The organism is Synechococcus sp. R70.1, assembly GCF_047461675.1.
GTDB lineage: Bacteria > Cyanobacteriota > Cyanobacteriia > Thermostichales > Thermostichaceae > Thermostichus.
Genome location: NZ_JANSHR010000004.1, coordinates 26,406 through 49,723 on the forward strand (window position 1 = coordinate 26,406; position 23,318 = coordinate 49,723).

Annotated in this window: 24 protein-coding genes and 2 pseudogenes; 12 read left to right on the forward strand and 14 right to left on the reverse strand. The window is 60.0% G+C overall.

Annotated elements, in window-relative coordinates; translation table 11 throughout:
- The 3 genes from NW807_RS00460 to NW807_RS00470 all read right to left on the reverse strand — a co-directional run.
- Nucleotides 1–641: Uma2 family endonuclease (locus NW807_RS00460; RefSeq protein WP_414424976.1), on the reverse strand; the 641-nt coding region annotated here is incomplete at its 3' end.
- 39 nt (nt 642–680) lie between these two features.
- Nucleotides 681–2,084, reverse strand: coding sequence for an aspartate ammonia-lyase (locus NW807_RS00465; RefSeq protein ID WP_414424977.1), 1,404 nt, complete (start codon nt 2,082–2,084; stop codon nt 681–683).
- Nucleotides 2,085–2,093: 9 nt separating this feature from the next.
- Nucleotides 2,094–2,333, reverse strand: a complete 240-nt coding sequence (locus tag NW807_RS00470) for a hypothetical protein (RefSeq protein WP_414396133.1) — start codon at nt 2,331–2,333, stop codon at nt 2,094–2,096.
- Between the two features lie 274 nt (nt 2,334–2,607).
- On the opposite strand from NW807_RS00470, the gene infC reads away from it, so the two are divergent.
- The 4 genes from infC to raf1 all read left to right on the forward strand — a co-directional run bounded on the left by infC (nt 2,608) and on the right by raf1 (nt 6,816).
- Entirely contained in the window at nt 2,608–3,177 is a 570-nt protein-coding gene (infC, locus tag NW807_RS00475) for a translation initiation factor IF-3 (protein WP_414396131.1), read from the forward strand.
- A gap of 15 nt (nt 3,178–3,192) precedes the next feature.
- Nucleotides 3,193–3,657: a thioredoxin-dependent thiol peroxidase gene (bcp, locus tag NW807_RS00480; protein WP_414405021.1), complete on the forward strand. Its 465-nt coding sequence runs from the start codon at nt 3,193–3,195 to the stop codon at nt 3,655–3,657.
- A gap of 75 nt (nt 3,658–3,732) precedes the next feature.
- The gene (locus tag NW807_RS00485; protein WP_414424978.1) at nt 3,733–5,610 is read left to right on the forward strand and encodes a serine/threonine-protein kinase; all 1,878 of its coding nucleotides are present in this window, start codon (nt 3,733–3,735) and stop codon (nt 5,608–5,610) included.
- Between the two features lie 126 nt (nt 5,611–5,736).
- On the forward strand, nt 5,737–6,816 hold the full coding sequence (gene raf1 / locus NW807_RS00490; RefSeq protein ID WP_414405023.1) for a RuBisCO accumulation factor 1: 1,080 nt from the start codon (nt 5,737–5,739) through the stop codon (nt 6,814–6,816).
- Between the two features lie 38 nt (nt 6,817–6,854).
- Here the strand turns inward: raf1 and sppA are convergent, their stop codons facing one another.
- From sppA to NW807_RS00515, 5 genes are all read right to left on the reverse strand, one after another.
- Nucleotides 6,855–7,661 (reverse strand): signal peptide peptidase SppA, encoded by an 807-nt coding sequence (sppA, locus tag NW807_RS00495; RefSeq protein ID WP_414405024.1) that lies wholly within the window; start codon nt 7,659–7,661, stop codon nt 6,855–6,857.
- Nucleotides 7,662–7,736: 75 nt separating this feature from the next.
- The gene (fabG, locus tag NW807_RS00500) at nt 7,737–8,441 is read right to left on the reverse strand and encodes a 3-oxoacyl-ACP reductase FabG (protein ID WP_414396123.1); all 705 of its coding nucleotides are present in this window, start codon (nt 8,439–8,441) and stop codon (nt 7,737–7,739) included.
- 31 nt (nt 8,442–8,472) lie between these two features.
- Nucleotides 8,473–9,318, reverse strand: coding sequence for a 16S rRNA (adenine(1518)-N(6)/adenine(1519)-N(6))-dimethyltransferase RsmA (rsmA, locus tag NW807_RS00505; RefSeq protein ID WP_414410035.1), 846 nt, complete (start codon nt 9,316–9,318; stop codon nt 8,473–8,475).
- A gap of 22 nt (nt 9,319–9,340) precedes the next feature.
- The gene (locus tag NW807_RS00510; RefSeq protein WP_414424979.1) at nt 9,341–11,026 is read right to left on the reverse strand and encodes an ATP-binding protein; all 1,686 of its coding nucleotides are present in this window, start codon (nt 11,024–11,026) and stop codon (nt 9,341–9,343) included.
- Between the two features lie 48 nt (nt 11,027–11,074).
- Nucleotides 11,075–12,181 carry a PIN/TRAM domain-containing protein gene (locus tag NW807_RS00515; RefSeq protein WP_414424980.1) on the reverse strand — a complete coding sequence of 369 codons (1,107 nt, stop codon included), beginning with the start codon at nt 12,179–12,181 and terminating at the stop codon, nt 11,075–11,077.
- 205 nt (nt 12,182–12,386) lie between these two features.
- Between NW807_RS00515 and NW807_RS00520 the strand changes: the two genes are divergently transcribed.
- The 3 genes from NW807_RS00520 to nth all read left to right on the forward strand — a co-directional run bounded on the left by NW807_RS00520 (nt 12,387) and on the right by nth (nt 14,485).
- Nucleotides 12,387–12,629 (forward strand): NifU family protein, encoded by a 243-nt coding sequence (locus NW807_RS00520; protein ID WP_414396728.1) that lies wholly within the window; start codon nt 12,387–12,389, stop codon nt 12,627–12,629.
- An 80-nt stretch (nt 12,630–12,709) separates the two neighbouring features.
- On the forward strand, nt 12,710–13,810 hold the full coding sequence (gene rseP / locus NW807_RS00525; RefSeq protein ID WP_414424981.1) for an RIP metalloprotease RseP: 1,101 nt from the start codon (nt 12,710–12,712) through the stop codon (nt 13,808–13,810).
- 6 nt (nt 13,811–13,816) lie between these two features.
- Nucleotides 13,817–14,485 (forward strand): endonuclease III, encoded by a 669-nt coding sequence (nth, locus tag NW807_RS00530; protein WP_414423395.1) that lies wholly within the window; start codon nt 13,817–13,819, stop codon nt 14,483–14,485.
- 70 nt (nt 14,486–14,555) lie between these two features.
- Here nth and sixA read toward each other — a convergent pair whose 3' ends face one another.
- Nucleotides 14,556–15,101 carry a phosphohistidine phosphatase SixA gene (gene sixA / locus NW807_RS00535; RefSeq protein WP_414396736.1) on the reverse strand — a complete coding sequence of 182 codons (546 nt, stop codon included), beginning with the start codon at nt 15,099–15,101 and terminating at the stop codon, nt 14,556–14,558.
- Between the two features lie 125 nt (nt 15,102–15,226).
- Here sixA and trxA point away from each other — a divergent pair, with 125 nt between their 5' ends.
- The 3 genes and pseudogenes from trxA to NW807_RS00550 all read left to right on the forward strand — a co-directional run.
- Nucleotides 15,227–15,568 (forward strand): thioredoxin, encoded by a 342-nt coding sequence (trxA, locus tag NW807_RS00540; RefSeq protein WP_414424982.1) that lies wholly within the window; start codon nt 15,227–15,229, stop codon nt 15,566–15,568.
- Between the two features lie 120 nt (nt 15,569–15,688).
- Nucleotides 15,689–16,753 carry a TIGR00730 family Rossman fold protein gene (locus NW807_RS00545; RefSeq protein WP_414396741.1) on the forward strand — a complete coding sequence of 355 codons (1,065 nt, stop codon included), beginning with the start codon at nt 15,689–15,691 and terminating at the stop codon, nt 16,751–16,753.
- Between the two features lie 11 nt (nt 16,754–16,764).
- A pseudogene (locus tag NW807_RS00550) lies at nt 16,765–17,391 on the forward strand (phosphoribosylanthranilate isomerase); the annotation flags it as partial.
- Between the two features lie 70 nt (nt 17,392–17,461).
- Here the strand turns inward: NW807_RS00550 and NW807_RS00555 are convergent.
- From NW807_RS00555 to rbfA, 4 genes and pseudogenes are all read right to left on the reverse strand, one after another.
- Nucleotides 17,462–18,052, reverse strand: a complete 591-nt coding sequence (locus NW807_RS00555) for a DUF4115 domain-containing protein (protein ID WP_414424996.1) — start codon at nt 18,050–18,052, stop codon at nt 17,462–17,464.
- A gap of 45 nt (nt 18,053–18,097) precedes the next feature.
- A pseudogene (locus tag NW807_RS00560) lies at nt 18,098–18,310 on the reverse strand (helix-turn-helix domain-containing protein); the annotation flags it as partial.
- Between the two features lie 116 nt (nt 18,311–18,426).
- On the reverse strand, nt 18,427–19,203 hold the full coding sequence (locus tag NW807_RS00565) for a pseudouridine synthase (protein WP_414424983.1): 777 nt from the start codon (nt 19,201–19,203) through the stop codon (nt 18,427–18,429).
- A 274-nt stretch (nt 19,204–19,477) separates the two neighbouring features.
- A complete protein-coding gene (gene rbfA / locus NW807_RS00570) occupies nt 19,478–19,921 on the reverse strand; it encodes a 30S ribosome-binding factor RbfA (RefSeq protein ID WP_414424984.1) in 444 nt (147 codons plus the stop codon).
- Nucleotides 19,922–20,084: 163 nt separating this feature from the next.
- Here rbfA and NW807_RS00575 point away from each other — a divergent pair, with 163 nt between their 5' ends.
- Both NW807_RS00575 and NW807_RS00580 read left to right on the forward strand, forming a co-directional pair.
- Entirely contained in the window at nt 20,085–20,315 is a 231-nt protein-coding gene (locus NW807_RS00575) for a hypothetical protein (protein ID WP_414396749.1), read from the forward strand.
- 49 nt (nt 20,316–20,364) lie between these two features.
- Nucleotides 20,365–21,828 (forward strand): cryptochrome/photolyase family protein, encoded by a 1,464-nt coding sequence (locus NW807_RS00580; protein WP_414424985.1) that lies wholly within the window; start codon nt 20,365–20,367, stop codon nt 21,826–21,828.
- Between the two features lie 127 nt (nt 21,829–21,955).
- Here NW807_RS00580 and NW807_RS00585 read toward each other — a convergent pair whose 3' ends face one another.
- On the reverse strand, nt 21,956–23,290 hold the full coding sequence (locus tag NW807_RS00585) for an alkaline phosphatase (protein WP_414424986.1): 1,335 nt from the start codon (nt 23,288–23,290) through the stop codon (nt 21,956–21,958).
- Nucleotides 23,291–23,318: the final 28 nt, after the last annotated feature.

The window sequence follows — 23,318 nt, forward strand, 5'->3', positions numbered from 1 at the left end:
TGCCGTTCCAACTCTGCCCGTTGCCGCTCTAACTCTGCTGCCGTGGGCAACAGTCGCCCTGCCCTATCGTACCAGCGCACCCAAAAGCGTTCTCGCCCCTCGTAAGATCCCCACCACCGACCGATACTCAAGTCCAAATCGGGCAACAGGATTGGGGGATGTTCCCCAGCGCCGGAACCGGGGAGCAGCTCATAGTGTCCGCCTTGGAGCTGATAAACGTTCAACTCACTGGTCTCTAGCTCGAAGGTGACGTAGTAAGGGATCCGCAGCCGCCTTTCATAGAGCTGGAACTTGGCTTGCCCGGGTTTTTCTTCCCCCAGGTCGTTGCAAATGATCTCCAAGATGAGGACAGGCAAGATATTCCCTTCATCCCACACCACATAGCTTTCGCGGGCAGTGCCATCCCGCCAACGAGGAACCCCTAGCACTAGAAACAAATCTGGAACAACGACCTGCCGGGGTAGGGCGTAGCAAAGGCCCATATTGCAAGCCACAAAAAAGTCTTGCCGGTCTGACCAGTGCAGCAGCAGCGGTTCCCGCAGCAGGGGGTATTGGCGGCCTTGATCCTCGTTGTCCAAGGGAGTGTCGTCTGTGTCGGGCAGGTCGTGCTGGGTGGGCCAGCGATAAGGGGTAACGGTCATGGTCAGGCGGAAGCAGTACACCTCCACTCTAGCAATGGGTCAGGCCTGCATCTGGCTCATCGCCTCCAGATCCAGTACCTTGGCCACTTCTTCCGGGCTCATCAAGTTGCGCTCCAACAGGATCTGGCGGATGGGCTTCCCGGTTTCCAGGGAGATCTTGGCCACCTCTGCCGCCTGCAGGTAGCCAATGTAGGGATTGAGGGCAGTCACCAAAGCCAGGGTTCCCTCGGCATAGCTGCGACAGCGATCTGCCTGGGCCTTGATGCCGCGGACGCAGCGCTCAGTAAAGACGCGCAGGCTGTTGTTGAGGATCTGCAAGCTATGCAGGAGGTTATAGGCAATCAGCGGCATCATCACGTTGAGCTCAAATTGCCCTGCCTGAGCTGCCAAGGTGATGGCGGTGTCTAGCCCGATTACCTGAAAGCAGACCATGTTCAGCATCTCAGCTATCACCGGGTTGTACTTGCCAGGCATGATGGAGGAGCCAGGCTGCACGGGTGGCAGTTGGATCTCTTTGAGGCCAGTTTTGGGGCCAGAGTCCATCAGGCGTAGGTCGTTGGCCACTTTGATGCCGTCTTGGGCCAGGTTGCGCAGGGATCCCGACAGGTGCACAAAGGGAGCCATGCTCTGCATAGCCGCCATGGGATGGGGAGCCGGTGTGAGGGGCAACTGGGTGTACTCTGCCAGCCGCTGCACCACCTTCTGCCGGTACTGGGGGTGGGTGTTGAGGCCGGTGCCCACGGCGCTTCCCCCTAGCCCCAAGCTGCACAGGGCTTGGCTGGCCTCCTCGATCCACTGACGATGTTGGGCAAAGATGGCTGCGTAGGCGCCGAAGCTGTCTCCCAGGCGCACCGGCACCGCATCCTGCAAATGGGTGCGGCCCGCCTTGAGGATGTCGCGAAACTCCTGGGCCTTTTGCTCCAGCGCCGCCACCAGGTTGTCCAGCGTGCCCAAAAGATCCCGCCGCACCCGCAGCAGGGCTGCCAGGCGAATGGCGGTGGGAATGACATCGTTGGTGGATTGGCCGTAGTTGACATGGTCGTTGGGGCTGACCCGCTCGTACTTGCCCTTGGGCTCCCCTAGGATCTCCAAAGCCCGGTTGGCCAGCACCTCGTTGACGTTCATGTGGTGGGAGGTGCCTGCCCCGGCCTGGTACACATCCACCACAAACTGATCCCGCAGGGATCCCTGCAGGATCTCATCGGCTGCTTGAACAATGGCCCTGGACACCTCCACTGGAATGCAGCCTAGCTCGCCGTTGACCTCCGCCGCCGCCTTTTTAATCAGCACGCAGGCTTCCACGTACTCTGGCAGCGGCTTGAGGCCGCTGATGGGAAAATTCTCCAGGGCGCGGGCCGTTTGAATGCCGTAGTACACCGACTGGGGCAGTTGCCACTCCCCCATCGAGTCTCGTTCGCTGCGCACCTGTGAAGGCATGGCCATTTGGCTGGCTTAGCTGGCGGGGTTGGATCCCTTTTCCTGCAAAGCAGCCAACTGCTGGCTGAGGCGCTCGTTGTTTTCCGCCAAGACCAGCACCATGGCTGCACAGGCCAAGTGAACTGCCGCCCGAAACTCTGCCGAAGTCTTATACTGGGCCAACGCCTCGCTGTCGCCTTCGCGGGGGCTAAGGATCAGTTGGACGGACTTTTGAGCCAGCTCTTTCAGTTCTCGTTCCGTTAAACCCAGTTGCACCGCTTTTGCCCTCCCTGTAAACTAGAAGGCTAACTTTGCCCCACCCTCTTTGCCAGCAGGGCTGCCACCTGGCTATCCTACCGCAGTTGTTACCCCAATCCAGCAGTATTTTTCCCGTGGGCAAGCCCAAAGCTTCTAGAAAGAAACAGGAAATACCGGCTAGTATAAGTGCAGAAGCTTCTGCCCTTCTGGCCAATAACAGGGTTTTTTGCCCATTGGCCGGCAGCGGCGCAAAGTAAACTAAATTCTGTTGTTCGTTCAGAGAGAGGAGAACTTGTCCGTCGAACGTCCACTTGACCCCTCTTCCCCCAAGCAGCGCGCAGAGCTGCCCGCTATCAACGAGCGGATTCGCTTCCCCAAAATCCGTCTCATCGATACCGATGGCACCCAGCTGGGGATCATGAGTCCTCAGGAAGCGCTGCGCATAGCAGAGGAAAAGGATCTGGACTTGGTCTTGGTGAGTGACAAAGCGGATCCTCCTGTCTGCCGCATTATGGACTACGGCAAGTTCAAGTTTGAGAAAGAGAAAAAAGAACGGGAGGCCCGCAAAAAACAACACACTGCCGAGATCAAGGAAGTGAAGTTTCGCTACAACATCGGCGAGCACGACTACCACGTGCGCCTGCGGAGTGCCCAACAGTTCCTGGGGGAGGGAGACAAGGTGAAGGCTACGGTAATGTTCCGTGGCCGCGAGGCACAGCACGCCGAGCTGGGGGAAGAGTTACTGCACCGCTTGTTCAGAGACTTACAAGAGGTGGCGGAAATGCAGCAGCCTCCCCAGAAGGAGGGTCGGAACATTACGATGATCCTTGCTCCTAAAGCTGCTCCTAAAAAATCAACCTGAGGAGGGATCTTGCCCATGCCCCTTGCTGTTGGGGATCCTGCCCCGGAGTTTACCCTGCCGGATGCCGAGGGTAGGCCGATTAGCCTCAGCCAACTGCGGGGCCAGCGGGTGGTGCTCTACTTCTACCCACGGGACAACACTCCCGGCTGCACCAAAGAAGCCTGCGGCTTTCGGGACACCTATGCCGACTATCGAGCCCACGGGATTCAGATCCTGGGGGTGAGCCCCGACGATGCCCGCTCCCACCAAAAGTTTGCCCAGAAGCTGCAGCTGCCCTTTCCGCTGTTGGTGGATGAGGGGGCTAAGGTGGCCACTGCCTACGGGGTCTACGGCCCGAAAAAGTTCATGGGCAAAGTCTACAACGGCGTCCACCGCACCACCTTCGTTATCGACCCGGCGGGGAAGATCGAGGCCGTTATCACTAAGGTCAAGGTGGAAACCCACGCGGCAGAACTGCTCAAGCAGCTAACCGGCTCCTAGCCTTTGGAGCTGGGTAGAGTTGCTGCTGGTGGATCCCGCCCCAAGCAAGGAAAGCGATTCCCCTTGGGCTAGACTGTGTCCCGGCGCACCCGCACCACCAAGTCAATCCACGACAGCTACCAGATCCTAGGCTTGGCTGGACAAGGACAGTATGGGCGAGTCTTCTGCGCCCGGCCCCACCAAGGAGGGAAGCTGGTGGCTCTCAAGGAGCTGCCGCTGGAGCGCTTTCCCACCCCTAACCTATTGCGGGAGCTGCGCTATCTGTTGACGTTAAACCACCCCAACATCACCCGCTGTTACGCCCTGGAACATGCCCGCGAGGGGCGCTATCTGGTGTTGGAGTACTGCGAGGGAGGTACCCTGCGGGAGCTGATCAACCAGGTGGAGCAGGGGCTGTGGCTGCCCGTCAAGCTGGTTTTGGGCTTTGTGGATCAGATCCTGGCCGGCCTAGACCATGCCCATGGGCAGGGAGTCATTCACTGCGATGTAAAGCCCGAGAACATTTTGCTCAAGCCCACGCCCCAGGGCTGGCAACTGAAGTTGACCGATTTTGGCATTGCCCGCCAGCCGCAGCCAGTTCCTCGGGAGAGCGCTGCTACCGGCTCACCGGCCTACATGGCTCCCGAGCGGTTCTACGGTCAGTTTAGCCCTGCCTCGGATCTCTATGCGGTGGGAATCATCCTGCTGGAGCTGTTGACGGGCCGGCGGCCCTTTTCCGGATCTCCCCCCCAGTTGATGCACGCCCACCTCAACCAGCGGTTTGTCTGTCCGGAGGGGATCCCGGCGCCTTTGCAGGAGGTGCTAGAGGTGGCTTTGCGCAAGCTGCCCCTGCGGCGGTTCCGCACAGCAGCGCAGATGCGTTCGGCCCTGGCGGCGGTTGCCCAGAAGTGGCAAGAGCCAGCTGCCTGTTGGGTTGGCCCGCGCCTGCTGCGCCAGTCCCCCCCCGGGGTTCAGGTTTGGGATCTGCCAGCCAACGGCGGCTTGCAGAAGTTTTATGTCTGTGAGGATCCCAGCGGCTGCCGTTCCCCCCTGCTGCTGCGAGTTACCCCCCAGAGCTTAGAGTGGCTGGAACTCCAGACCCTTGCCCTGGGGGCGCCGCCGCTGGCCTGTTTTCCCTTGGCCGAGCCCCTGCAGGAGGTGGTGTTCCTGGGGACTTTTCCAGAAGCCCTGGCTGTTTCCAAAAGTAGCCTTCTGCACCTCAGTCCCACCCGCATCCGCACCCTCCTGAGTTTTGAGGAGAGGTGGCAAGCCACCTGGCTAGAGGAGCGCCAGGAGCTCATCTGGGCCACTGCCAAGGAAATTGGGGCAGTGCAATGGCTGCCAACTGGGCCAACTGCAGCTCAACCTTTTCCCGAGTTCCACTGCTACTTCCGCTGGCCTTGGCAGGTGCCAACGGGATCCCTGCCCCGTTTACTGGCCCTCTCGGAGCAGCTGGTGCTGCTGGTAGGGCGGGGACGGCAATGGGTGGACATGAGCGTGTTGCCCTATCCAGGAGTTGGGCAGACGGGAGTGCAGCCGCTTTGCTATCGCCTGCCGCTAGATCCCCGAGGGGAGGTGCTCAGCTTGGGAGAACGGCTGCTATTCGCCCCCAGCGAGGGCGAGAGACAGGGCGGCTGCCCCCACCTTGGCGTAGTCCAGCTCAACCCGCTGCGCCTGCGCCGCTGGTTTTTAAAAGGGTGGCCTGTCCAGATGGCCAAGGCCCCTTGGGGCGTGCTGCTGCTGTGTCAGGAGGGGGAGGGGTTCTTGTCCCTCTGGCTGTACAGCAAGGGGGGGGATCCCTTGGCTCAGGTGGCCGTGCCTGACGCCTCCAAGGTGTTGCAGGTGGGAAAAAAGGGACGGGTCTGGCTGCAGGTGCCCAAGGCCGGGGAGCTGCAGCGCTTTGAGCTGTGGCAATTGGATTTCAACCAGTTGCCAGGGGAGGGCCATGCTGCCCGAGTAATTCCCTTGGACTAACTTGGCCCAGGGAAAGTCCTTAAAATCGTACTCTAACCTGGCCTCGGCGTGGCCAGCTGCCGCCCTTTGGGATTCCAGTGGATCTTTGCCCTGCTTTCTGGTAGTGGTTGCGGAGGAAGCTTTGCCATGAGTCAGCATTTGCCTGAACCCTCCCCCAGCGGGTTGCTGGAGCAGCTGCGGCGCAGGGAGGGAGGGTGGTTGGACTGGGCCAAGGCCTGCCAAAGCTTACAGCACCAGAAAATGACCCCCCAGGCCATCTTTGAGGCCACGGGGCTTGAGCCTGCCCAGCAAAACCAGATGGTTGTTGCCGCCCAAGTCTACGAGGGAATGGCCAAGGCAGGCGCCAGCGCGGCCCTCTTGGAGCACTTTGCCCAGCGAGGTAGCGACATCCTCTACGAGCTGCGCATCCTCTCCCCCAAGGATCGCATCCGGGTAGCGGAGCTGGTGGTCAGCCGCAACCTAGGTGCCGGGGAGGCCCACGAGATTGCTCGGGCTGTGAAAAGCTATGCCCAACTGCAGCAGCTTCCGGAAGGGTTTACGGATCACCCCGGCGATGCGGTGGCCTATCAAGCCTGGAAGACTGCCCAGCAAAGCCGCGATCTGCAGGAGCGGACACGGGCCATTGGCCGGGCTCTCCAGTATGTCCACAGCGAAACCGCCCGCCGCCAGATCGAGCAGCTCCTGACGACGCTGGCTCTCGGCTCCCGGCGCAAGCTCTTGCCCAGGCTGTCGGTATTTCGCCCGGAAGAGGAGTTGCCTCGCTTGTTGCCCGTGGCCGGATCCCTGCCGCTAGCCACCGCCACTTGGGAAGGGATCCCTCCTGCTGCACCGCAGGGGCCTTTTGGCTGGGTCAGCAGTGCCGCTGGACAGACGTGGATAGCCTTGCCTGCTTGGCCAGCCCTTCAGAGGGCCGCTGATCCCGTGGCCCTGCAGGTGGAAAATCGACTCCTAGGCTCCCTCTTGGACCAGCCGGTGGCCGCTGAGGAGGAGCGGGATCCCGTCCTGCTAGTGGTCGATCGCGCCGTTCGCACCTGGGAAGGGAGAGCGGGGGTTTTTCTAGTGGATCGGGAGGGATGGCTCTCCCTGGAGTGGATCGACGAGGACTTGCCCCCCTCTCCCCTCTTGGGTCAAGTGCTAATGGCCATACGTCCGCCTCGCATCTTCGATGAGGAGGTGGCCCAAGATCCCTGGCAGCTAGAGGAGTAAGCAGCGGCTCTTTTCACGCGGCCGCTAGGAGGGGCCCTTCAAGGGCCGGTGTAAAGCCACAGGGGCAAGCCAGAAGTACTGACCTCAAAGTGCAACCGTTCCAGGGCCTCTGCGACGGGCAGGAAGCGGGCCCACCCCCTACGCCGGGGCAGCAGATCGTAGAACTTGGCCTCTGGTGGCAGCCCTGCGAGTTCAGCCGCCCAGAGGCGAGCATCTTCTTCCGTTCCCAAGCGATCAACTACTCCCAAGTGCAGCGCTTGCTCGCCACTGAAAATGCGACCATCGGCAAAGGTTTTGACCACGTTCACGCTCAACCGTCGCGCCGCTGCAACGGTGTGCACGAACTGGCTGTAGGTGATGTCGATCAGCTCCTGGAGGATGTTGCGCTCTTCGGGAGTCAGCTCGCGATCAAAGGAGAGGATATCTTTGTAGGGGCCGGACTTAATTACCTTAAAGGAGATCCCAATTTTGTCTAGCAGCTTTTCAAGGTTGTTGCCGCGAATGATGACACCAATGCTGCCAGTGATGGTGCCAGGGTTGCTGACAATTTTTTCCGCTCCCATGGCAATGTAAACTCCCCCCGAGGCTGCGATGTTGCCAAAGCTAGCCACAATGGGGATACCTTTTCGATCCCGCAGGCGCACAAGGGCGCTGTAGATTTCCTGCGAGTCCGCCACCGTCCCGCCAGGACTGTCGATGCGCAGCACCAGGGCAGGGATCTGTTTTTCTTCCACCTCTTTCAAGGCTTTGAGAACCCGCTCCCGGGTTTTGCTATCGATAACTCCCGCCACCTCAATGCGGCCAATTTGCCGACGTAAACCACCCGAGAACCATTGCTTCAGCATAGTAAAGAACGGCACAAAAATAAGCCCATATCTCCTATCATGGAAGGTGCTTGGTGGCTGGGTCAACCAACTGGATTAGACATTGCCGTACACCGGGATCGCTGCCCCTCTGAGATCGCGGGCTGCTTCCGAGACCAAAAAGGCAATCACCTGCCCAATCGACTCCGGCTTCACCCACAGCTCTGCCTGCTCAGATCCCATGGCGGCGCGATTGGCGGGGGTGTCAATAATGCTGGGCAGGATGACGTTGGCGGTGATGTCGGTGCCTCTGGTCTCGGCGGCAATGGTGCGGGTGAGGGCCACTACCCCGGCTTTGGAGGCACAGTAGGCCGCCAGCTGAGATCCCGGTTCTACTGCCCCTCGGGAGGCTATCGTTACGATTCGTCCATAACCCTGTTGCCACATCTTGCGCAGGCTGTGCTTGCAGGCCAAAAAAGTGGTGGTGAGATTGAGGTCGAAGTCGCGCCGCCAAGCTTCTAGGCTGTACTCGTGGGTGGGGCCCATGGCAAAGCCACCCACCAGGTGCACCAAGCCATCGACGCGGGGCAGATCGTCAATGAGCCGGGCCACAGCCGCTTCGTTCAGCAAGTCCACCTGCACAAAGCGCACCCGATCCAGGCTATTGGCTGGCAGGCGCTGCCGCAAAGCAGCCAGCTCCTCTTCTTGGCGGTAGGTCAAGGTCAACGCTGCCCCTGTGTCCAGGAGCACGGGGGTTACCCCCAGCCCCAGCCCCCCGGTACCGCCAGTAACAAGGATCTGTTTGCCCTGGTTGTTGAGCATAGGTTGTTCTGGGCGAGAACTCCCTCTCACCCTACCGCGGTTTTCCCTTGCCGGAAACGGCAGCCATTCTAGGCATCTGCTCCAGCAGTAGATTGCTCAGGGCCAGCCAATCGCCCAGATCCAGCTCTTCGGCGCGCGCCGTGGGGCTGAGGCGGAGTTGGGCCAGAGCGGCGGCCACGGTCTCGCGATCCACGAGCCCTCTTAGAGCGTTGACAAGTTGCTTGCGGCGGGCAGAGAAGCCCTGGCAAACCAGTTGGGAGAACCAGCGGGGATCGTGGGCGGGGGTGGGGGCAGGGCGGGGAGTGAGGCGAACCACTGCTGACTCCACTTGGGGAGGAGGCTGGAAGGCGCTGGGGGGCACGCGGCAGATGAGCTCGCACTCAGCTAGGTAACGCACCCGCACACTCAAAGCGCCGTAGGCTTTGCTGCCGGGGCCGGCCTGCAGGCGCTCAGCCAGCTCTTTTTGCACCATCAAGACGATGCGCTCAAACTGCCTCACCGGCTGGGCTGGGGATCCCAGAACTTTCTCCAAAATGGGGCCAGTGAGGTTGTAGGGGATGTTGGCCACCAGCAGGCGGGGCTGAGGCGGGAGCGGCAGGCGCAGAAAATCTCCCTCCAATAGCTGAAAGCGGGACTCGTTGGCAAAGCGCTTGCGCAGCAACTGGCACAGATCCCGATCGATCTCCACTGCCACCACCTGGGCGCCTTGGGCCAACAGCCGCCGTGTTAACTGCCCCGTACCTGGGCCAATCTCCAGCACCCAGGGGGGATCCCTGCCCTCTTGGGGTGGTGGCAACTGAGCGGCCTCCACAATTGCCGCGTGGACAGCAGGATCTTTGAGCCAATGCTGGCCAAAGCGCTTGCGGGGATAGGGCATGGGTGGGCTATCGGCTGAAGGATCAGGGTGAGACCGGCGTCTTCTCCTGGGGCAGGTTGGGATCCCTCCCTGGGAGAGGCTGGCGGTAGAGCGGCACGGTAAAGGTAACCGTGGAGCCCAATCCCTCTCCTAAGCTGTAGAAATGGATCTCCCCCCCCATTGCCTGCACCAGGCGTTGGCTGATGGCCAAGCCTAGGCCGGTGCCCCCGTACTGGCGAGTGGTGGAGCCATCTACCTGGGTGAAGGCCTGGAACAGCTTTTGCTGCTTTTCCAACGACACGCCGATCCCGGTGTCGATAACGCGAATGCGGGCCATCCCCGGCTCGCCAGGCAGGAGGTCTGCTCGCACCGTTACCGAACCCTTGGGGGTAAACTTGATGGCATTGCCCACTAGGTTAAGCATCACCTGCAGCAGGCGTTGGTAGTCGCCGTAGAGCAAAATGGGCTCCGCCCTGGGGGGCAGGTGAAAGCTGAGCTGCAATCCCTTTTGACTGGCCTGCAAGCTGGTTTTGGCCTCCACATCCTTGAAGAGAGCTTGCAGGTCGCAGGGTTGGAACTGCAACTCCAGTTTGCCGGCTTCAATTTTGGCAATATCCAGCACGTCGTTGATTAAGGACAATAGGTGCAGGGCAGAGCGGTAGGCTTCCTGCAAAAAGTCCAGCTCCTCTTCCCGGCTTTCGGCCATTCCATCCAGTACCAGCCTAATGAAGCCGATGATGCTGTTTAAAGGGGTGCGCAGCTCGTGGGAGGTGTTGGCCAGAAATTGGCTTTTGAGTTGGTTGGCCGATTCTGCTTGGGCGCGGGCCAGCTCTAGCTCTTTGTTTTTCTGAAGCAAGGTTTGGTTAGCCAGTTGCAGACGGGTGGCCAGTTGTCGACTTTGTTCGAGCAACCTGGCGTGGGCAATGGCAGTACCCAAGTAGGTGGCAATAATCTGCAGCAGCTGGAAGTGGCCGGTCTGCCAGGCAGGAGCTGTCTTGGGGGGCAGCACTTCTAGCCAAAGCAAGCTGTTGGGATAGCTGCGGTAGCACATGGCCACAGCGAGGTGGCGTTCTGTTACCACTGGCTCTTCCTGTCTAAGGGCCTGGAGCAAATGGGGGTGATCTCCTAGCCGCAGCGTCTGGTTGAGCAGCGAGGGAGTTTCCGGATAGCGGCGGTACTCGGCGTTAACCGTCAGGAAATCCTGTCCCACCTCGTAGAGGGCAAGTAGACACCGATCCACCCCAAACAACTGCCCCAACTGTTCTACCGTCTGCTGGCACAGCTCGCGGATACCTGCCGAGTGGCCAATGCTGCGCAGAAGCTGAGCTGTAATTGCCTGGAGCGGCTCACCGTCACTGAAGGAATAGGGCGACCTAGGAGTCTTGCTTGTCCCTCCAGCCAAGTTGAAGGGCGTTGCCCCCAGCACCCTGCCCACCACCGCAACAGCTACTACCTCCCCCTCTGTATCCCGCACGGGGTTGAGGCAAAGGTGCAAATGCAGCTTGTAGCGGGGCGAGAGGACTTGGCCTTCGTGCTGCAGGGGCTCCCCTGCCGCAAACACCTGGCTGAGCTTGGCTTGGTACTCCTCCCCGTTCACCAACTCCCATCCCTGCTGTCCGGCCACAATCTGCTGCGGGTAGATGCCGTAGCTCTCAGCGCCTTCCCAGTAAAAGCTTTGAAAGCGCTGCTGGCGATCCTGCGTGTAGAGGATGAGATCCGGTCGAAGCACACCCACCTTGTTTGAGCTTTGAAAAACCAAGCTCTTGGGATCCAGAACTTAGGTTTTTGCAGAGGAAGCTGAGGTAGTGGGGTTGGAGTCTCTGTCGGCAAGGCGGGCAAAGAGCATTCGCCCTGCCGAGGTCTGAATGGAGCCAGTAACCACGACCGAGCGAGTTTTGCCCACGGCCCGCTGTCCCTCTTCCACCACCACCATCGTGCCATCTTCCAGATAGCCTACCCCCTGGCCTGGCTCCTTGCCCTCACGAGTAATCTTGATGTCGAAGCTATCGCCAGCGATGTAGATAGGCCGCAAAGCCTCGGCCAGCTCGTTGACATTCAGCACCTTGATCCCTTGCAGCAGAGCTACCTTCTTTAGGTTGTAATCAGTGGTTACCAGCATCCCGCCCACACTTTGGGCAAGGCGCACCAGCTTCTCATCGACGGTGTTTAGGTCAGGGTAGTTGGCTTCGTGGATAACAAAGCAGTTGGGGTTGGCCTGGCGAAGGGCCTGCAGCGTATCCAGCCCCCTCCGACCCCGCTCCCGTTTTTGGGGATCGGCCTTGTCAGCAATGGCCTGTAGCTCGGCAATCACAAAGCGGGGAACCACTAGGGTCCCCTCCAGAAAGCCCTTCTCAATCAACTGAGCCACGCGCCCGTCAATGATGGAGCTGGTATCCAAAACCTTGGGGCTGGCTGCCACCACACTCCCTTCTGCTGCCGCCTGTAGGGCATAGTTAGGGTTGAATAGGCGCAACAGCGCCGGGCCGTGGGTATCGGCCAAGCTCACTCCCAAGTAGGCAAAGGAGAGGCTAAAGAAGACAGAGGCCAGGGGTTCCAGAAAATTGTTCAGCTCCTGGGGCAGGGGCAGCAAATAGACAGGAGCCATAGCCAAGTTGGCAATCACCAGCCCAATGACCAATCCTACCGAGCGGCTAATCAGCACATCCGGTGGCAGCGAGCGCACGTTGGCCTCGAAGCGGCGGTAGCCCCAGCGCACCAGGGATCCCAGCGCCAAACCTGCCAAGGCCCCAAAGCCGCCAGTAACCACGCGCGCCCCTTCGACGTTGGCTCCTTCAAGAGCAGCAGGGGGGAGCAGATCTAGGCCGTAGAACCCAAGGCCCGAGCCCGCTAAGATGAAGATTGCAATGAGTAAGACGTCCAACATGGCGCGGAAAGTGCCCCTGCTGGGAATGGCAAGCTGTCAGCAAGGGGCAAACCTGCCCCCTATTCTAGTCTTCGGGCTGGAGGCGGATCTCCTCCCCAAACTCTAGAAAAAGGAGGCTATGCTGAGAGAGGGCGATCCCTGGCCGGCTTAAGTGCTAGTCAAGCTTAACGCCACCAATCAAGGTCTGAGCAAGCTAGAAGGAACCATGGCCCAAACCCTAGAACTAACTGCCGAAAATGTGGAAAAAGTCCTCAACGAGCTGCGCCCCTATCTGCAAGCTGATGGCGGCAACGTAGAGCTGGTGGAGATCGATGGCCCAGTGGTGAAGCTGCGCCTGCAGGGGGCCTGTGGCGCCTGCCCCAGTTCTACCCTAACCCTGAAGATGGGCATTGAGCGCAAGTTGCGGGAGAGGATCCCCGACATCCTAGAAGTGGAGCAGGTGTTCTGAGGATCCCTGCCCCGAGGACTTTGGGCTGAATTCCCCTCTCTTGCGAGGGTAGCTGTCTCCTCTTTTGTTGTTGCCAGCACATGCCGATTCTTCTCTCCATCGCCATCCTAGCCCTCCTCATTCTGGTGCACGAGGCGGGCCACTTCGCAGCAGCCAAACTGCAAGGGATCCACGTCAACCGCTTTTCGCTGGGGTTTGGCCCCGTGCTGTGGCGCTACCAGGGCAAGGAAACAGAGTATGCCATTCGCGCCCTGCCCTTGGGAGGCTACGTAGGGTTTCCTGACGATGACGAGCGCTCCCCCTACCCCCCCGATGACCCGAATCTCTTGAAAAACCGCCCCCTTGCGGATCGCCTGGTGGTGATGAGTGCCGGAGTGCTGGCCAACTTGGCCTTTGCCTACCTGGTGCTGGTGCTGATGTTTGCTCTGCTGGGGATCCCCTCGGTTACCCGCATCCAGCCCGGCATTCTCATTGCTCAGGTAATGCCAGGTAGCCCGGCAGAGCGGGCGGGCCTGCAGGCAGAAGATGTGGTGCTGCGGGCAGCTGACCACGACTACAGCGACCTTGCCGATGCCGCCTCGGCCTTGGCGGCCCTCAACGATTTTCAGACGCTCATCCGCAGTAGCGAAAACCAACCCGTTCCCCTGCAGGTGCGACGAAGGGAAAAAGAAGCGCTGCTGGAGATTACCGTAATCCCGGAGCGGCAAGGGGAGAAGGTAGCCATTGGGGTTAGCCTAGCGCCCAATCAGGAGGTGAACCTGCGCCCCGCCCAAAACCTGGGGGAGATCCTGACGGAAGCTGGAAACGCCTACCAGCGCTTGGTGACGATGAATCTCACTGGCCTGCAGGAGCTGCTGCGGAACTTCCAAAACACCGCCACTCAGATATCTGGGCCGGTGGGGATCGTCAAGATTGGCGCAGACCTAGCGCGGGATGACGTTGCCAGCTTGTTGAATTTCACTGCCTTGATTAGCATCAACTTGGCCGTCCTTAACCTGTTGCCCCTCCCTGGCTTGGATGGAGGCCACATTGCCTTTTTGATCTTGGAAGCCATCCGTGGCAAGCGGCTGCCCAAGGAGGTCGAAGAGCGGGTGATGCAGACAGGCTTGGCGCTTCTCCTAGGGCTGGGAGTGTTCCTAATCTTCAAAGATACTCTTGCCATTGTCACCGGGTCGGGCTAGTTGCCAATGACCAGCAAGCGGGCTTTGCGCCAAAGAGCCTTGGAGATTTTGCTGCGCCTGAAGCGCCATTACCCCAACTCCAAGTGTACTCTCCACTACCAGACGCCGCTGCAACTGCTGGTGGCGACGATTTTGTCAGCCCAGTGCACTGACGAGCGGGTTAACCAGGTAACCCCAGAGCTGTTTCGCCGCTTCCCCGATGCCCAGGCTCTGGCCACAGCCCCGCGGGAGGAGATTGAGGCTCTAATTCGGCCCACCGGCTTCTACCGCAACAAGGCCAAACACATCCAAGAGGCCTGCCGCAAGATCTTGACAGACTTTGGCGGCCAGGTGCCGCGCACCATGCCGGAGTTGCTCACCCTGCCAGGAGTGGCCCGCAAGACGGCCAACGTGGTACTAGCCCATGCCTTTGGCATTAACGCTGGCGTAACGGTCGATACCCACGTCAAGCGCCTCAGCCGCCGCCTTGGCCTTACCGAGCACGAGGACCCCGTGCGCATTGAGCGGGATCTCATGCAGCTGCTGCCGCAGGTGGATTGGGAGAATTGGTCCCTTCGCCTTATCGAGCATGGCCGAGCCATCTGCACCGCCCGCCAGCCTCTTTGCCAGCAGTGCTTCCTAGCTGATCTCTGCCCCAGCGCCTCCCTCCTAAAGCCGGAGGCAGCTGCCAATTGAAATCCGCAGGAGCTGGCCCTCTCTCCGGAGGGAGTCCTCAAGCCCCTGCTTTGGCATGAGCGCGGTCACGCTACCCCAGCATCACTTTGGGAGAGAGCAACAGCGTCAGGGATCCCTGGCCACAATCAATGCGCCCTTGAGCAAAGCGCACGCGAGCCAGGCCTGCTTTCTTGAGGGTAATGGCCTCGGGATGGGCTGGCTGTAGCCCAATGGCTGCCTGTACCCAGAGGCTCAGATCCGGCTGGTGGCCAACTACCGCCAGCGAGGTGAAGGGATCCCGCTCTGTCTGCCAGCGCACCAAGTCGGCAAAGCTGCCGCCGGGGGCCAGCGGCTCAAACACTTCCAGGGCTTCGGCCAAGTTCTCGTCCAAGAAGATCTCTGCCGTCTGCCGCGCTCTGACCAGAGGACTGGTGAGCAGGAAATCCCACTTCCAGCCCATGCTCCTGAGCTGGCGGGCAATTTTGCGACAGCGCTGGCGGCCTTTATCGGTTAGGGCGCGCAGGCTATCCTCCTTCCCTGGTTGGGGCTCTTCGGCTATGCCGTGGCGAACAAAATCCACGGTCACCGCCCTGCCTGTTACCTGACTGTTGTCGTCTGGTTCAAGCTCAAACACCATCGGCACCCGGCAACCTTTCACGTTCCTCCTAGGATACCTTGCCCTGCTCGGGAAAAGCCCAGTGGCGACCCTAGTTGTGATACAATAACTAAGATACTAGATGATGTTTTAGGAGTTCCCCAGGCATGTCTGCGGCAATAGATATTGCTGATGCTACCTTTGAAGCCGAGGTGCTGCGCAGTGAGATTCCAGTTTTGGTTGATTTTTGGGCACCCTGGTGCGGCCCATGCCGGCTGGTAGCTCCTGTGGTGCAGGAGATAGCAGAGCAGTATGCTGGTAAAGTCAAGGTTGTAAAAATCAATACCGACGAAAATCCCCAAACTGCCAGTCAGTACGGCGTTCGGAGTATTCCTACCCTGATTCTCTTCAAAGGTGGCCAAAAGGTAGATGTGGTGGTTGGCGCCGTTCCCAAGGCAACGCTGACCACGATTTTGGAAAAGCACCTTGGAGCCTCTGCCGAGGGCTAAGGTTTTGGCCAAGACCAGGGATCTTGCCGGCTCTCCACCAGAAGGCAAGTACTCCAGCCGGGGGAGCCTATTGCCGTAAAAGTGGGTAAAAGAAGTAGCCAGAGGATTCTGGATCCCAGCTTGACGGATTCTCTTTCCTTGCTGCTGCAAGAGATTTTTTCCAGTGCGGAAGCTCGTCTCAAGCAGTTACACCACCCCAACCGAACAGCTTGGTTGCGGATCTTGCGGTCGCTGCAGCGGATGGGATCCCTGAAGCTCAGCCGTCTGGACGCCAAGATCCTGGCAGCTACGCTTGAGGATCTGGAGCAGGGTTTTGCCACCTTCCAAAACTACACCCATCGGCGCAAGGTAACCGTCTTTGGCTCGGCGCGTCTAGGGGAGGACAGCCCCGAGTACCAGCAGGCGCAGCTATTTGCCCACCGCATTAGTCAGCTAGGCTTCATGGTGCTGACAGGGGGCGGCGGCGGCATCATGGAAGCCGGTAACCGGGGGGCGGGGCAAGAAAACTCGTTTGGGCTGAATATTCAGCTGCCCTTTGAGCAGGTAGCCAACCCTTTCATTGCCGCCAGCGACCGGGTCATTAACTTTAAGTACTTCTTTTCTCGCAAACTTTTCTTTGTCAAGGAAACAGATGCCCTAGTGCTGTTTCCTGGCGGCTTTGGCACCCAGGATGAGGCTTTTGAGTGTCTGACCCTGATGCAGACCGGGAAGACCAAGCTGATGCCGCTGGTGCTGGTGGACAGGCAAGGCGGCTGCTACTGGAAAGAATGGGATGAATATGTGCGAGAGCACCTGCTCAGCCGCGGCCTAATCAGCTCCGAGGATCTCCACCTTTACTCCCTAACTGACGATGTCGAGGAGGCCTGTCAGCAGATTGTCGATTTCTATCGCATCTTTCACAGCAATCGCTACGTGCGGGAGCTTTTGGTTTTGCGCTTAAACACCAAGCTTTCACCGGAAGCCCTAGAAATTTTAAACCAAGAGTTTGCTGACATTCTCGAGTCGGGCCGGATTGAGCAAACAGAGGCTCTGCCCGAGGAAGCTGAGGAAGACATTGCCCATCTGCCGCGGCTAGTAATGCGCTTTAACCAGCGCAGCTTTGGGCGGCTGTGGCAAATGGTGCGCCGAATCAACAAGCTCCCTCCCGAAAGGTCAGAGCCTTTGATGCACCCTGAACAAAAGTAGCATCAATCCCAATGGGCCGGTTGTTTGTCAAAATCTGCGGCATCACGCGGCAGGATCAGGCGGAGGCCATTGCGGCGCTGGGGGTAAGCGCCCTAGGGTTTGTGGCCGTGCCCAACACGCCGCGCTATTTGCCTCTTTCGGCAGCGCGCTGGGTGGGATCCCTGCCCCGCCATGTGGAAAAGGTGGGGGTTTTTCTGGATCAGGATCCCGGCACCATCGCCACCTGGGTGGAAACGGCTGGCCTCACGGCTGTTCAGCTTCACGGCCAGGAATCTCCAGAGATGTGTCGGCAACTGGGAGAGTGGCTCCCCGGCATCCGCCGCATCAAGGCCCTGCGCATCCGGTGCCCAGCAGATCTGGAGGTGGCCGACCTCTACCGCGACTGTGTAGAGACCTTACTGCTGGATGCCTATCACCCCCAACGGGCAGGTGGCACTGGGCAAACGCTCAACTGGTCGGAACTCGCCTCCTGCTCTCTGCCCTTGCCCTGGCTTCTGGCCGGTGGCCTCAACCCAGACAATGTTCTGCAAGCGCTCAGCCACCTTCAGCCTGCCGGCATCGATCTCTCCAGCGGTGTCGAACGCCAGCCGGGCGACAAAGACCTAGACAAAGTCCGGCGTCTGCTGCAGCAGTTAGCATCCCAAGGTTGGGCGATCGCCCCTGGCCAGTCTCAACCCCCTGCAAGCCAGGAGGGCTCGCGCCCGATCCCTACTGCAGGGATCGAAGGTCCAGCCCTGGCTCAAACCTCACCTCTTTCACCTCTCCAAACCGTCCCATCGGTCCCAGAGGGCGATCGTTGAAGGTCACCAGCACCCCGCCCGCATTGCCAGTGCGCAGCACAATCGATCGCTCGGCCTCCCAGTTCAGCTCCGCCCCCGGCTGTAGGGTAGCCTCAAAAACAGTTTTTCCGTCGACAATAACCCGCAGCCAAGAAGGATGTTCCACCACGCGAATATCAAGGCGCACTGGCTTGCGCTGCTGGGCTTCCAAGACGTCGGGGAAAACCCCCTCGATGCGCGTCCATTGCTCTAGGGTAGGAAACATCTGGCGAAGGGTCGGCTCGGCGTCTGACTTGCGCTCAGAGGAGTTGGCCGCCGGCGGCTGTAGCTGGGATCCCTCACCGCCCGAACGGCCAGCCAGCCACTGCCCAAAGGGATTGCCCCTGCTCTCCAAAAAAGCCGACAGCCCTCCCACCGCCAGCACGACTAGCCCCACATAGGCAGCCCAGAGGTGGAAGGGGCGCAAAGCAAAGGCGGGCTGTTCGCCAACAGCAGTTCGCGGAGGTGAGGCAGAGGGCATTTTGGCCGATAGCAGCGGCAACGCTTGCCGAGATAGCCTTTCGCCATCCAGCCCTAGGTAGTTGGCGTAGCGTTTAATGAAGCCTTGCACGTAGACTGGCTCCGGCAAGCGGCTTAAGTCGGCTTCCTCCAGGGCCTGCAGGTATTGGGAGCGGATGAAGGTATCGTTAGCTACCTCTGTCAACGTCAGCCCCCGTGCCTCCCGTGTTTGCCGCAACAGGGATCCCAGGGCCTCTAGAGAGTGTGCTGGTTCCTGCATCGTCGCTTACCTGTGAACGCACACTCAGGTAACATCCTCCCCCTCAATTCACGGGAGATACCTAACACGCATATGGTAACGTACCCCAAGACGGGATCCTTGCAGATCGCGCTCCCCTACTCTCTGAGCGCTTGGGCATTGTCAGCAAACGAGGCCAGCAAAGCCTGAACCTCCTGGGGCTCCAACAGGCGAAACTGACCTGGCTTGAGGTTGCCAAGGCGCAGCGGACCAATCGCCTCCCGGTGTAAGCTGAGCACAGGATGGCCCAGTTGCTCGGCCACCCGCCGAATTTGCCGCTTACGGCCCTCAAACAAGACCACCCTCAGCCACGAGGAGTTGGAGTTTTTTCTAAAGGGGGGCGGATCACAAAACTCCACCACTGCCGGCAGAGTGGTAGACCCATCCAAATCGACGCCCTCCCGCCATCGTTGTAGCGTGGCTTGGCTAGGGCGACCCTGCACCTGCACCCGATAGGTCTTGGGCAGATGATAGCGCGGGTGGGTCAGCTTCAGGGTCAGGTCGCCGTCGTTGGTGAGCAGCAAAGCGCCACTGCTGTCAGCGTCCAGCCGGCCCACTGGATAGAGACGGATCTGCTGGTTCCAGGGTGGCGGAAGCAGATCCAGGACGGTCTTGCGCCCCCAGGGATCCTTGCAGGTAGACAAGACCCCCCGGGGCTTATGCAGGAGCAAAACGTAGCGGGCCAGATCCCCGCAGGAGATTGCCCGCCCATCCACTTCGATGCAATCCCGTTCCGGATCGGCTTTAAAGCCCAGCTCGGTGACCACCTTCCCATTAACCCGAATGCGCCCAGCCAGGATCCAGGCTTCCACCTGGCGGCGGGAAGCTAGCCCCTGCCGAGCCAAAAGCTTCTGGAGCCGCTGGGGTGCTGCCATAGGCACTGGGTAGCAAAGGAAGCAGAACCTTACCTCCTAGGAGGAGGCGGGTGTGGTGCCGGCTCTGGGCAGATAACTGGAGGAAGAGCTGTAGGACACCTTAAGCCTAACAAATCCTAGAACTTTGCGGTTGCTAACCTCTCAAAAGGCAACCGATGAGCTATCGCCCTGCTGGGCTGAAAGGTTCACCAACCGGTTGCGGCCTCCTAGGCGGCAGGACGGATCTCCTCTTACTTCCTGCAACCCGCGATGGTTAAGGGCTGAAATGGTGCAGCTACTGGCCGCCCAACTCCTCGGCCTCGCCACCATCCCTCTCTTCAACCGTTTCCTGGTCTTTGGAGGAGGATCCCTGCTGTCGAGCCTCGGCTTCCCGTTTCAGTTGGTTGAGTAGGGCCAAGACTCGGGACCCCCGTTCCAAGGAGCGATCTTGTAAAAACACCACCGTCGGCACTCGTCGCAGGCCCAGCCGCTGGCCAATCTCCCGCCGCACGAAGGGAGTGGCGGCGGCCAAACCCTCCATTGTTTGCCGCTGGGCTGCTTCGTCGCCATAGATGCTGACGAAGATGCGGGCGTTTTGCAGGTCGCTGGAAACCTCTACGTCCACAATGCTGACCATGCCCGCCCCCACGCGGGCATCCTTGATCTCCGAGAGCAGGATCTGGCTAACCTCCCGCTTGATCTGCTCGGCTACCCGGGCTACCCGTCGCTCTGTTGCCATTTTTCGATCCTCAGGTTCCTATCCTCTGCAAACTTCGGCCCTTGGGGAGTGCTGACTTCTCTGCGCCATGTTCTCAGAGCAGATGCTACGCGCCTCTTCTCCTTCCCCTTCTATTTTGGGTCAATGTCCACCCTCTCCTGAGTAGGAATACCTAAAGCCAGCGATGGATGGAGACAAGGTGATCAAAACCCCAGAGGCGCTGCGGCGCTCCGTGGAGCAGTTCATGCTCGATGTAACGGAGCCGCTCGATCCGCTACTTGCCCTCAAGCTAACTCAGGTGGTGGTGATGCTGGGAGATACAGCTTACGCCATGGGCTACAGCGATGGCCAGCGAAGTCTCTGCCCTGGCCGTCTTTTGGGAGATAGACACTGCCGGCAGCCTGAGGGGAATTGAAGAGAGGAAGGAAAAGCAGCCAAGATGGGATCCAGTTGCTTGGCCTCCTATGACTTCCCTGGTTCTCCTCTGGCATCGCCGCGATCTGCGCCTAGGAGACAACACAGCCCTCCATGTGGCAGCCCAGCGCAGCCCCCAGGTAGTGCCGGTTTTCGTTTTCGACCCCCAACTCCTGCAGCGGGCAGACATGGCCCCAGCCCGGGTGGCGTTTCTGCTCCAGGCGTTGCAGGAGCTGCAGGAGCGCTACGCCCAGATGGGGATCCCACTCCTGTGGCGGCGGGGAGATCCAGCCGTGGAGCTGCGGCAGTTGGCCGCCGAGCTGGGAGCGCAGGCCGTGTTTTGGAACGAGGATCTGGATCCCTGGGCTCGGCAGCAGGAGAGTCGGGTGCGGGCCAGCTTGGCGGAAGCTGGGATCCCGTCTTTTTCTTACCAAGATATGCTGCTGCACGGGCCAGGGGAAGTGTTGACCCAGGCGGGGGAGCCCTACTCGGTTTTTACCCCTTTCTGGCGCCGCTGGTCTAGCTTGCCCAAGCCGGATCCCTTCCCCATCCCAAAGAGTCTGCAGTCGATGTCAAGCCTGAAAGCCCAACCTCTGCCCAGCTTGGCGGATCTGGGCTTTGTCTGCGGTCAGCGGATCCCGGCCGCGGGTGAGAGTGTGGCTCAGAGGCTTCTAGAGGATTTCTGCCAGGGCCTGCGCATTTTCGAGTACGAGCGAGCCCGCGACTTCCCCGCCGAGCAGGGCACCTCTCTTCTTAGTCCCCACCTCTGCTGGGGAACCATCGGCATTCGGCGGGTGTGGCAGGCCACCTGTGAAGTGGAAGCGGAGGCCCGCAGCGAAGAGGCCGAGAGCAGCCTGCGCACGTGGCGGCAGGAGCTGTGCTGGCGCGAGTTTTACAAGCATGTCTTGGCCCACTGGCCCCATGTGGAAAGCGGAGCCTACCAACGAGCCTTTGATGCGCTGGAATGGGACAACCGCCAGGACTGGTTTCAGGCCTGGTGCGCCGGGCAGACAGGCTACCCCATTGTGGATGCGGCCATGCGCCAGCTCAACGAAACTGGCTGGATGCACAACCGCTGCCGCATGATCGTGGCCAGCTTTTTAACCAAGGATCTCCTCATCGACTGGCGCTGGGGGGAGCGCTACTTCATGCAAAAGCTTGTAGACGGGGATCTGGCTGCCAACAACGGCGGCTGGCAGTGGAGCGCCGGTGTGGGCACGGATCCCAGGCCCCTGCGCATCTTCAACCCAGCCACTCAGGCGGCCCGCTACGACCCGGAGGGGGAGTATATCCGCCGCTACCTGCCGGAGCTAGCGGGGCTGGATACCCCAGCTTTGCTGTGGGTGGGGAATGACCCCAAGGGATCCTGGGCTCTGCAGGAGCGGCGGCGCTGCGGCTACCCGGATCCCCTCGTGGATCACAAGGTGCAGCAGCAGGAGTTCAAGCGGCGCTACCAGGCAGTGCAGCACGGGCACTCCAAGCCCGCTCAAGACAGTCTTTCTCCTCCTTTCTGACAAGACGTGGCAAGGACTCCTCGTCACTCCCAGAAGCGCTCCGCGCCGCCAGCGGGTTTGCGACAGCGTTGCGTAGCAATAAAAAAGGGGATCCGAGGGATCCCCGCCAATCCCCACTTGCTTGAGACTACCGCCTTAGCTCGCTGGGGATGCGCTCCCCGAAGAGCACGAAGTAGAGAATCCGATAAATGTCCGTGTTCAGGATCCCGGTGGTCGGCACCAACTCTCGAGCGTTCAGGCCCGCCGCGCGAGCAATGACCCCGCTGCCCACATCGTCCTTGCTGGCCCAGGAGATGCCAAAGGGAAAACGCTTGCCATTTTTGTCCGGAGCGGAGAGGAAGGGCTTTGTGCCAGTGCCGTCCACCCCGTCAAGGGGAGCGCCGCTTTCGTCAGTGGGCGGCAGAGGATTATCGGCAGACTCGACATCCACCAGCTGCATCCCGCCAGCATTGCTGTCGCTGGTGGTGATCATGAAGGTCTTGGGATTCTTCTCGATAAAGTTGAGAATCACCCCAATGGCATCGTCGGCCCGCTTCATGGCCTCTAGGCAGCCAGAGGCATTGAGGTTGTTGCACATGTTATCAGTGCCCTCTTCTTCGATGACAGCCAAGAAGCCCTTGGGATTGCGGGAGATCCGCTCCAGGGCAAACTGTGTCATCTCGGCAATGGTGGGGGCGCTGGCGATGTAGTTGGGCAAGTTTTCTTTCCGCAACTCTTCTTCAGGCTTGTCGTAGAAGGTGTCCTCGACGTTGAACACCCCCAAAACCTTGGAGACATTCGCCGGCAGCTTGAGCAGCTCGTCGCGGGTGTAGACAACGGCGTACCCCTTTTTCTTGGCCTCCTCAATCAGGTTGCGGCCATCCTTGCGCTTCCCTTTGCCAAAGCGGCCCTGGACACCTTCCGGCAGCAGCCATTCCTCGCCACCCCCCAGGATGATGTCTACCCCTGACTCCACCACCTGCAGGGCAATCTCCTCATAGTCGCTGCGCTTGGCAACTTCGGCAACGAAGGCAGCCGTCCCCGGCTCAATGATGGATCCCGTTTGCACCAGAGCCGTACCCAAGCCTGCCGCCACAGCCTCTTCCATGATCGTGTTCAGGGTGCCGTTGGCAGAGGGGTACTCTTTGCCGTCCGGATCCAACCCAAAGCTCTTGGCGTGGACACGGGTTCCCGTGGCATGGGTCACCGCTCCGGCGTTGGAAGTTCCCCCAAGCTGGTCGAGATGGTGCCCGCGATAGGGGGCAATCACGGGGAGACGATCCCAGTTCAGAAAGCCATCGGGGCCGTAGTAGAGAATGCGCGTGATGTCCCAGTGGGAAGCTGAGGTTCCATCTGGGTGAAAGAAGATTGCACCGTTGCCGGTTGGCTTAGGCGCCGCTTGAGCCACACTAGAGGAAAAAACTGACAAGGACAGCAGACACAAAGTTGCAGCCAAAGCCGCCCTCAGAGAATAGCTACGCATAGCTAACACGCCCTTGCTCGTTCAAAGC

Excerpts from the sequence above, each read along its gene's own strand:
- NW807_RS00465 (WP_414424977.1), bottom strand. The coding sequence starts at position 2,084 with ATGGCCATGCCTTCACAGGTGCGCAGCGAACGAGACTCGATGGGGGAG.
- bcp (WP_414405021.1), top strand. The coding sequence starts at position 3,193 with ATGCCCCTTGCTGTTGGGGATCCTGCCCCGGAGTTTACCCTGCCGGAT.
- raf1 (WP_414405023.1), top strand. The coding sequence starts at position 5,737 with ATGAGTCAGCATTTGCCTGAACCCTCCCCCAGCGGGTTGCTGGAGCAG.
- sppA (WP_414405024.1), bottom strand. The coding sequence starts at position 7,661 with ATGCTGAAGCAATGGTTCTCGGGTGGTTTACGTCGGCAAATTGGCCGC.
- fabG (WP_414396123.1), bottom strand. The coding sequence starts at position 8,441 with ATGCTCAACAACCAGGGCAAACAGATCCTTGTTACTGGCGGTACCGGG.
- rsmA (WP_414410035.1), bottom strand. The coding sequence starts at position 9,318 with ATGCCCTATCCCCGCAAGCGCTTTGGCCAGCATTGGCTCAAAGATCCT.
- NW807_RS00515 (WP_414424980.1), bottom strand. The coding sequence starts at position 12,181 with ATGTTGGACGTCTTACTCATTGCAATCTTCATCTTAGCGGGCTCGGGC.
- NW807_RS00520 (WP_414396728.1), top strand. The coding sequence starts at position 12,387 with ATGGCCCAAACCCTAGAACTAACTGCCGAAAATGTGGAAAAAGTCCTC.
- rseP (WP_414424981.1), top strand. The coding sequence starts at position 12,710 with ATGCCGATTCTTCTCTCCATCGCCATCCTAGCCCTCCTCATTCTGGTG.
- nth (WP_414423395.1), top strand. The coding sequence starts at position 13,817 with ATGACCAGCAAGCGGGCTTTGCGCCAAAGAGCCTTGGAGATTTTGCTG.
- sixA (WP_414396736.1), bottom strand. The coding sequence starts at position 15,101 with ATGGTGTTTGAGCTTGAACCAGACGACAACAGTCAGGTAACAGGCAGG.
- trxA (WP_414424982.1), top strand. The coding sequence starts at position 15,227 with ATGTCTGCGGCAATAGATATTGCTGATGCTACCTTTGAAGCCGAGGTG.
- NW807_RS00555 (WP_414424996.1), bottom strand. The coding sequence starts at position 18,052 with ATGCCCTCTGCCTCACCTCCGCGAACTGCTGTTGGCGAACAGCCCGCC.
- NW807_RS00565 (WP_414424983.1), bottom strand. The coding sequence starts at position 19,203 with ATGGCAGCACCCCAGCGGCTCCAGAAGCTTTTGGCTCGGCAGGGGCTA.
- rbfA (WP_414424984.1), bottom strand. The coding sequence starts at position 19,921 with ATGGCAACAGAGCGACGGGTAGCCCGGGTAGCCGAGCAGATCAAGCGG.
- NW807_RS00575 (WP_414396749.1), top strand. The coding sequence starts at position 20,085 with ATGGATGGAGACAAGGTGATCAAAACCCCAGAGGCGCTGCGGCGCTCC.
- NW807_RS00580 (WP_414424985.1), top strand. The coding sequence starts at position 20,365 with ATGACTTCCCTGGTTCTCCTCTGGCATCGCCGCGATCTGCGCCTAGGA.
- NW807_RS00585 (WP_414424986.1), bottom strand. The coding sequence starts at position 23,290 with ATGCGTAGCTATTCTCTGAGGGCGGCTTTGGCTGCAACTTTGTGTCTG.